The organism is Ehrlichia ruminantium, assembly GCF_009728835.1.
Classification (GTDB): Bacteria; Pseudomonadota; Alphaproteobacteria; order Rickettsiales; family Anaplasmataceae; genus Ehrlichia; species Ehrlichia ruminantium_B.
Genome location: NZ_CP033455.1, coordinates 49,228 through 62,703 on the forward strand (window position 1 = coordinate 49,228; position 13,476 = coordinate 62,703).

8 protein-coding genes and 1 tRNA gene are annotated in these 13,476 nt (G+C 27.2%); 6 read left to right on the forward strand and 3 right to left on the reverse strand.

Annotated features, from left to right (window positions below; all coding sequences use genetic code 11):
• Positions 1 to 769: 769 nt before the first annotated feature.
• Positions 770 to 1,324: a phosphopantothenoylcysteine decarboxylase gene (locus tag EDL80_RS00220; RefSeq protein WP_196492740.1), complete on the reverse strand. Its 555-nt coding sequence runs from the start codon at positions 1,322 to 1,324 to the stop codon at positions 770 to 772.
• An 81-nt stretch (positions 1,325 to 1,405) separates the two neighbouring features.
• Between EDL80_RS00220 and EDL80_RS00225 the strand changes: the two genes are divergently transcribed.
• Both EDL80_RS00225 and EDL80_RS00230 read left to right on the forward strand, forming a co-directional pair.
• On the forward strand, positions 1,406 to 3,439 hold the full coding sequence (locus EDL80_RS00225; RefSeq protein ID WP_158406218.1) for an ATP-dependent DNA helicase RecG: 2,034 nt from the start codon (positions 1,406 to 1,408) through the stop codon (positions 3,437 to 3,439).
• A gap of 1,365 nt (positions 3,440 to 4,804) precedes the next feature.
• Positions 4,805 to 5,767 (forward strand): complex I NDUFA9 subunit family protein, encoded by a 963-nt coding sequence (locus tag EDL80_RS00230; RefSeq protein WP_158406219.1) that lies wholly within the window; start codon positions 4,805 to 4,807, stop codon positions 5,765 to 5,767.
• 1,854 nt (positions 5,768 to 7,621) lie between these two features.
• On the opposite strand, the gene EDL80_RS00235 is transcribed toward EDL80_RS00230, so the two are convergent.
• Positions 7,622 to 8,077, reverse strand: coding sequence for a TraR/DksA family transcriptional regulator (locus EDL80_RS00235; protein WP_158407077.1), 456 nt, complete (start codon positions 8,075 to 8,077; stop codon positions 7,622 to 7,624).
• Positions 8,078 to 8,189: 112 nt separating this feature from the next.
• On the opposite strand from EDL80_RS00235, the gene EDL80_RS00240 reads away from it, so the two are divergent.
• The 4 genes from EDL80_RS00240 (at position 8,190) to EDL80_RS00255 (ending at position 10,939) form a co-directional block, all read left to right on the forward strand.
• Positions 8,190 to 8,852 carry a heme exporter protein CcmB gene (locus EDL80_RS00240; protein ID WP_158406220.1) on the forward strand — a complete coding sequence of 221 codons (663 nt, stop codon included), beginning with the start codon at positions 8,190 to 8,192 and terminating at the stop codon, positions 8,850 to 8,852.
• Between the two features lie 37 nt (positions 8,853 to 8,889).
• Positions 8,890 to 8,963: transfer RNA gene (locus tag EDL80_RS00245), tRNA-Val, on the forward strand.
• Between the two features lie 33 nt (positions 8,964 to 8,996).
• Positions 8,997 to 9,917 carry a cation diffusion facilitator family transporter gene (locus tag EDL80_RS00250; RefSeq protein ID WP_158406221.1) on the forward strand — a complete coding sequence of 307 codons (921 nt, stop codon included), beginning with the start codon at positions 8,997 to 8,999 and terminating at the stop codon, positions 9,915 to 9,917.
• 401 nt (positions 9,918 to 10,318) lie between these two features.
• Entirely contained in the window at positions 10,319 to 10,939 is a 621-nt protein-coding gene (locus EDL80_RS00255) for a phospholipid-binding protein MlaC (RefSeq protein WP_158406222.1), read from the forward strand.
• Between the two features lie 1,700 nt (positions 10,940 to 12,639).
• Here EDL80_RS00255 and rpsT read toward each other — a convergent pair.
• Positions 12,640 to 12,927 (reverse strand): 30S ribosomal protein S20, encoded by a 288-nt coding sequence (rpsT, locus tag EDL80_RS00260; RefSeq protein WP_158406223.1) that lies wholly within the window; start codon positions 12,925 to 12,927, stop codon positions 12,640 to 12,642.
• Between the last annotated feature and the right edge of the window lie 549 nt (positions 12,928 to 13,476).

Below are 13,476 nucleotides of genomic sequence, written 5' to 3' on the forward strand. Positions count from 1 at the left end.
TTTTTTTATAAATCTTACTAATATGGATTGTTAAGGGAATAAATACTATATGGTTACTTGTAATTATTAGGAAGTAAGTGAAAATTAAATGATATTTTTGTTATTTCATATATAAAAAAGGTATGTTATTGCAGTAGTACTACTGTAGTGAAAAATGGGAAATATGTTTGGATATATAAACATAAGTTTATCTCATGATTAGTTCTAAAAAGTGATATGTAATGTAAAAAGGTAAGTGTTTTAAAATTATAAATAGACTCTTATAGGATAAAGCACATTGTTATAAAGTAAAGTGTTCCTAGGATTTATGATATGAAGGTTTAAGTTATTACTTAATATGTTTTTTGAGTGTGTTAATATTATTAATACAGTACATATACAGTAGAAGTATGAATTAATTATACAATATTATTTTTTCATGTTTTATTGGTAATCTCCTCAAGATTATATTGTATAATAAAAGTATTATGAAGCATAAGGTTTCAGTGAAGCAATATGTATTATCTAGGAAACCATGCTAGAAGTAGTTGTTTGATTTCTATAGTCATAATAGTGGTGATATAATTTTTTGTGTATATTACAATTGTCATGATATAGTAATGTAATATTTTTGGGCTAATAGCGTTATATTATCTTGTTAACCGTTAAATAACTAGTGATGTTTGTATTTCTATTTTCCTAGAGTGTATCTTTAATTAAATTATTGTAATATTTAATATGAGGATAAATTTAATCAGCCGCATTATAAGAATTTGTAATTGTATACGCATTACTTGGGTTTTTTCTGAGTATTGATTTTCTGAAAACCTTCTACGAATGACACTATATCTTGAATTTCGGCCATTTTTCCTAAACCATATTCATTACATAAAGCAAATCCCTCTTTTGGTTCAATAATTACAACATTATCTTCTTTTAGAAGGTTTATGTTACGTTGATTTGGTTTTGAATTCCACATTGTGGGATTCATGGCAGGTACCATAATTATAGGAATGTTAGAAGCAATTAATATAGTTGTCGCTAATTCATCGGCGATTCCATATGCTGTTTTTGCTATTATATCTAATGTTGCTGGTGCGACTAGTACTAGGTCTGAGTTTCTTGTTAATGATATATGGTGCATACTATTGTGTGTATTGAAAAAATCTGCATTAGTGTATGCATAATTTCCAGATAACGATGCTACTGATAGTGGAGTAACAAATTTTTCTCCTGATTTACTGATTATTCCAGTAATTGTATGCTTATTTTCTTGTAATTTCCGAATCAAATCTAAAGCTTTATATGCAGCTATGCTTCCTGAGATTATTAGTAGTATTTTCATAGTCAAATTAAGTATATGTTTTTGTATGTTTAAAGTTTAGTGTTTATAGTAATGTTTAGATGTCAACAAGTATAAGATTTAATGCAGAATTTGCATCTTTTTTCTAGCATATATATGTTGCCAGGAATTGGTAGTATAGTAGGTGATTTACTAAAAAAATTATGTGGTGGTGATAGAATCATAGATTTGTTGTTGCATGTACCGCAAAGTTATTTAGATAGAAGAACTGAGTTGTCTGAAAATGCTGTAGGTAAAATTGTAACTTTCATAGGTATTGTGAAATGTCATGGTTTTTTTGGTGTAAGAAATAAATCTCAATATAAAGTGGTATTGGAAACAAATATAGGAGAGGTATCATTAATTTTTTTTAATTATTCTCTTAAATATTTGAAAAGTATTTTGAATGTTGGTTCGGCTTATATTATCAGTGGAACCTTAGGTAAGTTTTGTGGATGTTTGCAAATTATGCATCCGGATTACATTATAAAAGATATAAGTAAATTTCAAGATATTAGCACTATAGAGCCTGTATATCCGTTAATAAAAGGCTTAACTTCTCGTAAGATTTCAAAGTTTGTGAAGTTGTGTATAAGTTTATTACCTGATTTTCCAGAGTGGATAGATGATGAATTATTATTGAAAAATCAGTGGTATAGTTTTAGAGAAAGTTTAGTAAAAATACATAATCCAGATACACTGGAAGCATTGTCATTATGTAGAACCCGATTAGTATATGATGAATTGTTGAGCCATCAAATTGCTATGAAAATGCTCAGACAGTCTCAATGTAGGAAAGGTATTTCTATTGTTAATGAACGGATATATTATCGTCATGTTTTAAATAAGCTACCTTTTAAATTAACTGTTGGACAGGAAGAAGTAATAGAAAAAATTACAGCAAGTCAAGCTTCAGAACAACAAATGGTGAAATTGCTAATAGGAGATGTTGGTAGTGGAAAAACAGTAGTCGCATTGTTTGCTATTTTGAATGTTGTGGAAAGTGGTGGACAGGCAGCTCTTATGGTACCTACTGAAATATTGGCTGAGCAGCATTATTATTGGATACGGAGTATATTATCTGATCTGCAAATTAATATTGAACTGTTAACTAGTAAAGTGAAAGGAAAACAGTCTATAAAGAAGAAATTGCGACTTGGTGAATGTCAAGTGGTAATTGGTACTCATGCCCTATTCCAGGACAGTGTTGATTTTTATAACCTTAATTTAATTATAATTGATGAGCAACATAGATTTGGTGTATTACAGCGTATGAAATTAATACAGAAAGGAAATATTGCTGATGTTCTTTTTATGACTGCAACACCTATTCCTAGAACATTAGAACAGGTAGTGTATGGTGATATGGATTGTTTGAAACTTCAAGATAAACCACATAATAGGTTACCTATACAAACTAGCATTATAAGTATTGAAAAGCTTTCAGAAGTAGTGTCAAAATTACAAGTTGCTATAGAACAAGGTAATAAAGCATATTGGATTTGTCCTTATATTGAAGAATCAGAATTGTTAAATATTGCAGCAGCTGAGAAACGGTTTTTATTTTTACAAGATATGTTTATTGGAAAAATAGGTTTAATACATAGTCGTTTATCCAAGACTGAAAAGGATGAAGTTATGAATTCCTTTTATGATGGAGTTATAAAATTGTTAATAGCAACGACTGTTATAGAAGTAGGTATTGATGTTCATGATGCTACTATTATAATAATAGAAAATGCGGAACAATTTGGGCTATCTCAGCTTCATCAGTTGCGCGGTAGGGTAGGTCGTAGCAATAAACCTTCATTTTGTATTTTATTGCATAGTAAGGTTCTAAGTAAAGTTGCTTATAAAAAGTTGTGTATATTACGTCAATTTCAAGATGGTTTTTATATAGCAGAGCAAGATTTGTTATTACGTGGTAGCGGAGATATACTAGGAGTAAGACAATCTGGTTTATCAAGTTTTAGATTTGTTGACATTTATAGGGATCATGACCTTATTTCACTTGCGAATAAACATGCAGATAAAATCTGTAATGCAGGCACGTTAAGTGAAAACTTTACACAATTGCTTACCATATTTGGTCATGGTTCTTCTATGATAAATTATTGATAAATGTCTTGATAAGCATATATAATAATATGTGTTGCTGTATAGTCGTGAATTTTAAAAGATTAGGAACGGGATTTATTACTACAATCCATTTTTAATTGGAAGTTCTTGACTTGTATAAAAGATAGAGTGTTTTTTTGTATGTTATGTATTATGGCTGCAATGTCAGGTGTTATTTAGCACAAATGATAAGTGGGTATTTAAGATAAATGTATGTATATAGCCTATTGGATTAAGTAGTGTTGTTGTTATTCTGCTATGTAATAAGGTTATTAGTGTATAAGAATGTTACATGTGGGTATTATCTCTAATATAGAGTAAATTAATGTTTTTGTGATAGGTGTATGGATGTAATGTATTAAAGTTATTAATTTTGAATCCATATTGATGTGTTGTCATTCTGTTATGTGATAGAGTTATTGGTATATGGGAATGTTATAATATGGGTATTATCCATATTATAGTAGGTTGATGTTTTAATAGTCGATGTATGGGTATAACGTATTAAAGTTATTAGTTTTGAATCCATGTTAATGTGTTGTCATCCTGTTGTGTAATAAGGTTATTAGTATATAGGAATGTTATAATATGGGTATTATACATATTATAGTAGGTTGATGTTTTAATGGTCGATGTATGGATATAACGTATTAAAATTATTAGTTTTGAATCCATATTAATGTGTTGTCATTCTGTTGTGTAATAAGGTTATTGGTATATAGGAATGTTATAATATGGGTATTATACATATTATAGTAGGTTAATGTTTTAATGGTCGATGTATGGGTATAACGTATTAAAATTATTAGTTTTGAATCCATATTAATGTGTTGTCATTCTGTTATGTGATAAAGTTATTGGTATGTGGGAATGCTATAATTTATAATATAGGTATTTCTAATTAGTAGATATGTGTTTTTGATTGCAGGTATATAGATATAATATAAAGGTTAATAGGTTTGAATTTATATTTATGTGTGTTATACAGTTTTGTTGTTTAGTAGGATTATTGGTACGTAAGAATGTATAAACATAGTAGATTAAGTACTGTTCTTTTGATAATAGTGATAATGCATTTATTATAGTTGATACATATGCTGATGTAAGATTGTTAACGTAATTGATTTATGTTCATCATAATTTTAAATATATAGTATATCTTCTGATTTATATAAGCGTATAAGGATTTATGAATATACTGTATGGTTATTTTAGTAGTTGATTATATAATGTTTCTTATAGTGTACTCGTTATGTTGAAGAAATGTTAATTTATTAAAAAATTAACTTATAACAACTTTTGTATATGTGATTTTGTGGAAATGATGATTATTAGTAATACAACATTTGAAGTTGAGGTGTCTAAATGTCTATGAGGCGTATTATCATATTTGGAGGGAATGGTTTTATAGGTAGATATTTAGTAAAGTATTTTTCTCAGGCTGAGTATATAATTAAAGTCTTTACTCGATATCCAGAAAGAGCCAAACACTTGAAATTATGTGGTCTTTTAGGACAAGTAGAAATTGTTAGTGGTGATATTTATAATAATGAACAATTAGTAGAACATATATCTGGTTGCCATGTTGTTATTAATTTGATTGGAAATTTATATAGTACAAAAAAATCTAGTTTTTATGATGTGCACGTTAAGGTTGCAGAAAATATTGCAAAAATTGCTAAAAAATTGAATGTACAGTTAATGGTGCATTTTTCTGCAATGGGAATTGACGGGGTACATAAGTCTGATTATGCTAATAGTAAGCTAATGGGTGAAAAACTTGTCAAAGAATCCTTTCCTGATGTAGTCATTATAAGGCCAAGCTTAGTTTTTGGTCCTGAAGATAAATTTTTTAATAAATTTGCTCGACTATCAAAAGTTTTACCTTTCCTACCTGTTATAGGTGGTGGGCAATCTGTTTTTCAGCCTGTATATGTTGATGATGTGGCTAGATTGGTATTCCATATTGTTGATTGTGAAATTAAGGATAAGTTGTATAACGTTTGTGGTCCTAATACTTATTCTTTTAAAGAACTATTGGATTTTGTTTTTGTTGCTACACAGAGAAAGAGTAGGCTGTTTAATATTTCTTTTTGTATAGCTAATATTTTGGCATTTATATTTGAAATTAAAATAATTTCTGTCTTTTTGAAACCTATTATTGGAAATACAGATCCAGTCCTAACTAGGGATCAAGTGAAATTTATGAAAGATATGACTAAATTACGTGATATATATCCTATTGATAGTTTGAAAAAAATGGGAATAAATTTTTCTACTATTGAGGATATTGTACCTAAATATTTGGAAATCTATAAAAGTTTTTAATTTTCTTGGTACAATTATGTCTATAAATTATGGACTAAACCTAATGCTAATAAAGGTACTCGACGTTATATAGTTAATACTATTGATCTGATAGTATAGATTATAAGAAATTATCTATCTGAGAAAGAGCTATTTTTTTGAACGTTACATTACATATGGGTGGTGTATGATTCTTGTAATATAAAAAATACAGATACTTTAACTAGATATTTGAAATATGCCATTATCAGTGAATATGTAGTTAGTTGTATTAGTATGCATGTTTTTTATTGCATATAATTATATGCAATACGTAGTCATTGTAATATTAAAAATTGATTGTTTGAAAAATGTTACTATGTTTCATAATTGCTGATAATGGTATAGTTAATTATATAGATAGTATATCTTTTAGTGTTTGTGTATATGTGGTATGTAGTTCTTGTAATATAAAAAATACAGATACTTTAAACTAAGTATTTGAAATATACCTTATCATGAATATGTAGTTAGTTGTATTAGTATGCATGTTTTTTAATGCTGTAATTGTATGCAATACGTAGTCATTGTAATATAATTATATAGGCCTTTTAATATTGCGGTAATATGCAATGTGTTACGATGTGAAAATATAGAAATTGTTGAGTTATTTCCTAATATTTGTATAGCATGTTACTTTTTTCTGATGACTATAGAATTGCAATAACATGGCATTGTGATTTGTAGAATAAAGCTAGAGAATAATTATTGTATAGTTACTAAAATACTTCATAGTATTGTTTATATAATTAATATTATTATGGGTTCAAAATTAATAATTTTAATACGTTGCATCTATACATACACCACTGAAACACCAATCTACTATATTAGGTATAATACTCATATTATAGCATTCCCACATACCAATAACCTTATTACACAACAGGATGGACAACACATTCATGTTGATATTCACTAATGCAGAATCATTCATGTAATTAGTTCTATTAGGAGTGTTTATTATTTTCACTCTCTTTTAGTTAATCTAATATATTTTGATTTCTTTTATATTGTTTATTATGCTGTGAATTATAGGAATATACAATAAAATCTATATGTTATAATACTATTGATTTATTATACTATCTGTAATTTGTAGAACATAAGTATACTACAGTAAAAAAGATCTTGATAGTAATTATAATACTGTCCGCGTATTATTACCAAATAAGTGTAGAATATCTTAGAATTTTGTATTGTAGAATGTGATTTTACAAATATTTTTTAAAACGGTAACTTGTTGTTTGGTATTATCTTATCACTTTTATAATGTTTTGGCTGTTGTCTTAGAAAAAGTTGTTAAATATATTTAATATATTATATAGATACAAAGTAACATAATATATGTATATATTTCTTATAAGATGACTATGGAAATAATAAATTCATATTAGTTAAAAGCTGTAGTGTGAAATTTACAGTATGGTATATCAATAGTAATTATAGGTTCTATGTTGATCATATTAACTGTAATAAGAACTATATAATATACCAAACAAGTAAACATTGCTCTGGCGATATACAATCACAATATATATTAAAAAACAAACTCTCTGTTATATATTACACTAATTGTTAGTAGTATATATTAAACTATAAATACTAATTATTGTAAAGTAAATATAAATAAATAAACTTTTGGACTATGTTAATATATTACTGTGTATTTATAGTGCAAGTTAAAAATAGTGCATTATATGCTAACCGTGGTAATTATGTTTTGATTACTACTTGGTAACTTCCAATTATGTGCTATTTTTGGCAACATAGCACATAAAGTGTAAAGTTATTTTTTAATTATTGTATATATGAGGTAGATTATAGAAAGATTTGTTAATTGTCGTTTAAAAAGTTATGATTATATTCAAGTTCTTCATCATTATAGAGTTGTTGTTGTTTTTCTCGTCTTTCTTGTTCCTCAATACAGTATAGTGTGATTGGATTTGCTTTAAGTCTTGCTATACCAATTTCTTCTCCTGTTTCTTCGCAGTAACCATATGATCCATTCTCTATTCTTTGTAGAGCCTTATTTATTTCTATTGTTAACATTTCATTCCTTTTTCTAGTTTTCAATATTAGTTCGGTATTATATTCTTTTATTGCCATATCCGTTAGATCAGCGTCAGCCTGTGGCTGCAAGACTTCTATAGTCTGTTCTTCAGATTCTTTTTGTAAAGCCTCATGCCATTTGATTAATTTGTTCCTAAAATATTCTAGTTGTTTATGATTCATATAATGACTATCATTTTTTGGTTCGTCAGATTTGATAGTATAGTTTTTTTGCAACATTATGTATTCCCTCATTGTGATACAACCAACTAATAATTTAAATATAGTTAATTAACAATTTGTGTATAATATATGATATAATTGCGTTGTTTTTATCATTGATGGACTGAAAATGAGCAATGGTAGAGTATTAATTAATGAATTGAAATTGTTGCTAAGTAGAGTAGATAATTTGTTGAATACAATAATTCTTTTTATTTTAGTAATTAGTGTTGCATTATTTACTATAAAAGATACTGAAATAATTAAAATTTTACCAACTATTTTATGGATTTGTAGTATATCAACGATACATGTATCTATGTGTCATTTGTTAGGGAATGATTATGATAATGGTTCTTTAGAGCAAATATTTTTGCAAAACTGTATACCAGAATTAGTTGTGTTTTTTAAGATATTGTCACATTGGATCTATGTTGGAATACCTGTTAGTCTTATTTCTATGTTCATAAATTTTGTGGTTTTAGATAGTGATGTATATTCTACTATTGGATTAGGTTTTTCTTTAGGAATTAGTTTGTTAGTCATTAGTTTTATATCTGCTGTAGGTCATGCTCTAGCTCTAGGAAAAAGTGGTAGTATAATAATAGCACAGATTTTGACCTTGCCTGTAATGATACCAGTGTTAATATATTTTAATGTATTATTTGATCACTTTAAAAGTAATGTATATGATGAGAATGTAATGTTGTTGGGTATTCTTGTTATAAGTTTAATACCTGTAAGTTTAATTTTTATATTATGTTCTATTAGGTTAGCTGTTGAGCATGATTGACTTTAATAAGATATTCCTTATTATGTTTACCAGAAGAGGGTGATTAGCTCATTTGGTTAGAGCGCTTGCTTGACGTGCAAGAGGTGACTGGTTCGAGTCCAGTATTGCCCACTCTGTCTTTAGATATAAAGTTTGGTTGTTATAATGTCGCTTATTCATAAAGATAAGCCTTCATCTCATGAAAATAAGTTAATATATGCTATTTTTATTATCATTGTGACTATGGTAATAGAGGTAATTGGTGGGATAGCAGCAAATTCTTTAGCATTGCTTTCGGATGCTGGGCATATGTTTACTGATTTTGTTTCTTTGTTATTAAGTTGGTTTGCGCATAAAGTTGCTATGAAAAAATCGGACTCTTGCCGTTCTTATGGTTATCATAGATTTCAGGTTGTTGCTGCATTTATTAATGGTTTGACTTTGTTAGGTATAGCTGTTCTAATTATTTTAGAATCTGTAAAGAGATTTTTTTCTCCAGAACAAGTACATTGGGAAATTATGATTTCTGTTGCTATTTTGGGGTTAATAGCAAATGTAATATCTTTTTTCCTCTTGTATAGAAAAAATGAAAGTAATTTAAATATAAGAAGTGCAGTATTGCATGTTATTGGTGATCTTCTAGGATCAGTTACAGCAATTGTAGCATCAATAATCATTATGTTTACTTCATGGCAGATAGTTGATCCGTTATTATCAGTGTTGGTTAGTATTATAATACTTGGAAGTGCATATAAGATTATTAAGAGTTCCGGGCATATTTTACTTGAAGGTACTCCAGATAATATAAACCCATCTGAAATTAGAGATACTATATATCAGAACATTCCTGAAATTCTAGATGTGCATCATATTCATATCTGGTCTTTAACTACTGATCATCCAATTATGACTATGCATGTTAAATTGAATGAGGTTACTATTACAGATATTTCTGAGTATAATAGAATATTAATATCTATAAAAAAACTAATAAGTCAAAAATTTGGAATTATTCATGTTACAATTGAAGCTGAATATGATAGTTGTGCTGATGATAGTGTTATGATCGAAACAGCTCATAATTAAGAAGGGTTTTTGTTTGATTGTGTAATATTGTTAAGTATCAGCATAGTAATAGGTAGTAGGGATTATATCATTTAGCGTATCATGGAGAATTTGTTATAGAGGTGGTTAATAGGATCATAGAATATTAATAAATTATTGGTAAATATTTTATCAATTAGTTGATATAACAGTACTAATAATGAATTACATAATATAGGATATTTTGTAATTATTACGTTATATACATATGTTTTACAATGTGTTTTATAAGTATTATTGACGAACTTATTTTTCTATGTTGTGTATAACCTACCTAATTATAATGATCGTTTATATAAAGTACGTTTCTGTATGTTATTAGTAATTATCAGTTTGATGATAGTTTTATAATGTAATTGTGTATAATAGTTTGAGATAATATCATGAATTTTGTTTTTAGATTATTTTTAATAGGTGCATTATTTATCTTTAATAATGCTTTCGGATATAGTGATGTAGGAGCGTGTAGAGAGTATATCAAACCTTGTTATTTTTTGATTGGATTAAAAGACCAAATTGAGATTATTGTAGAAGATGCGCCTGATAGAGTAAGCGCCTATTCTAATATACAGTCAGTAGTAGAGAGAGTACTTGATATAAGAGATATTGCAAAGTTTGTCATGGGTGCATATTGGAACTCTATGTCTGATGATGAACATGCTAGATTTGTTGATGAATATAACAAATACATTAGGCGAATATATACTAAGCAGTTATATAAGTATGCTGTATATGACATGAGTATTATGTCTATTAAAAATCCAAAAGAAAATACTTATTTGATAAATACCAGATTATCTGATATGGCGAATGTTCATAATTTTGTGATAGTGGAATTTAAACTACTAGTACTTGGTGATAAAGTACTATTGTCTGATATAAAAATTAATAATGCGATTAGTTTTTCTATAAATCAGCGTACTGTGATTAAAAATATGATAGATAAAAAAGGCATTGAGGGTACTATATCTTACTTTAAAGAACAGAATGATAGCGCTAAATAATTTTAAAATATTACGTTTATTTAATTTCTTGTATATACATGCTTTGAGTTAACATACTAGTGTGATTTTTTGTAAGTATGTTGTGTGGTTTTTAATGAGTGATGTCCTTAGTGTATTATGTATTTCTGAGTATATAATAAATATAATTTGTGGTGTTATTTTAAGCATTAGAAATTATTATTTATTTTGATACATTATCTGATGATGTTAGTGTTGTATGTTGTATAAACTATCTCTTAATAGTGGTCTTGATATATATTATAAACTTCTGGTGAATGATACATTGTAGAGTATTCTATGTTTCTTATAGATAGAATTAAATATAGTTAAGCATTAGCAATTATTTATCTTGATACATTATCTTGTGATGTTAGTGTTGTATGTTATGTAAACTATCTCTTAATAATAGTCTTGATATATATTATAAACTTCTGGTGAATGATACATTGTAGAGTATTCTATGTTTCTTATAGATAGAATTAAATATAGTTAAGCATTAGCAATTATTTATCTTGATACATTATCTTGTGATGTTAGTGTTGCATGTTGTATAAACTATCTCTTAATAGTAGTCTTAATATATATTATAAACTTCTGGTGAATGATACATTGTAGAATATTCGTTTACATTCAATAACACATTTTATCTTATAAGAACGATAGTGCTTAGTTTGTTATATGCGTTCTCATGATAACCATAATGCATGGTGTACAAAAGGTATACAGCTATTTGTATTATAAAAGTACATTAATATGCTAATTTTATCGCACTATTAAGTAGGATGTTATACCTTACTTTACTTAAGTGTTTATGGATAAAAGTTAGCTAGAGTTTTATTACAGGCCACACATGTTATTTTTATATAAAATATTTATAGATTTATTTTATCATAAATATCCTAAGTTATTAGTTTTTAATATTATTTCTTATAAATTGCACAGGTATAGTTTGCCGTTATTTAAAAAATTATTTATTATCATCTATGGTATATTATGCTGATAACTTGATACTATTGTTCCTCACATGTTACATGAATTACTTCCTAGTAGCAGTTTGTTAGGTATTATAATTTATAGTTTTTAGCCAGTAGAATACGTGTATCATATATTTTGTATTTCTTGCAAGCATCACAGTAAATGTGGTTGTAATATTTATATATTAAGGTTATTACCTTGATATGTAATCATCAATAATCTGATACTATAATTATAAATTATATATCTCAAGTTATATTTGTAAGGTTGTGATATATTGGCTGTATAGATTCAAGTAAATATACTTTCATTGTTGCTTTAAGTTGATTATAGGTTTTTTAAATAGCAAGTATGTTATGTATTGTTTACTATGCAACTGTAAAATATTTGGGAAGTTATTTTATAACATTTTGCTTGATTAATAGATCATAATACTTACGTATGACATGAGTTATATAATCACTATAGTTTTCTAATTACCATTGTGTTTCTTATATACAAAAAGCTAAAGCTCACTGTGATTATGTTGTAAATTGTGGCATTGCAAAGGACAGTATACTTATATAATCATTATAGGATGTTTTATTTTTTACTGTATGGCATAAACTTGCTATAATAAGTAAACATTATTCTAGATTAAAAACACATACAATACTTGTTAAAAAACAACTTGGTTAACAAACGCTATACTAAAAACATATTAGATGTCTTTTGTAAATATATGGTTACAGAGCTTTTTCCTGGTGTTGTAGATCAAAGGTTTTTAACTTTAAAGCTAAACGACTAATTTTTCTTGCTGCAGTGTTTCTATGTATAATTTTCTTGTTAACACACCTGTGCAGGTTGGACTCAGCCTTTTTAAAATTTTCAACCATTAATTCTTTATTTCCCGCTGCTAAAGCAATCATAAACTTCTTTATGTAGTTATGTGCTCTACTTTTCCGCATACGATTGACCATAGTGCGCTTTTTTATTACTTTTATCATCTTTTTAGCACTTGGATGGTTTGCCATACCTTAATAACCTATTTTATCACTTTACCTATAACTCTATAAGCAATTACAAATCAATGCAAGAGGTTTTATTATTAGCATGTTGCTTGAGATGGTTGGCTATAGTTGGTTAATATGTAAATTGCTACTATAGATACCATTTTGTATTTATAAGAAAGTAAATTATGTGTTGCTAATATATGATATATATTATGTATAAGTAGTATATACCTATAATATAATGTTGAAAGTTAATGATTTGGGATATTTGTGGCAAGGTAAATCTATGAATATTTTACATAAAAATAACATACACTATGTACAAACAACATGTGTACCCTGTAATAAAACTCTAGCTAATTTTTATTTATAAACACTTAAGTAAAGTAAAATATAACATCCTGTTTAATAGTGCGATAAAATTGGCATATTAATGTACTTTTATAATATAAATAGCCGTGTATTTTATTATATGTTTATCCATTTTGGTTGTAATGAAGGTATATGCAAGAAATCAGTATTATTATTTTTACGGGATAAAATGTGTTTGAATGTGAAATAATGTATTAA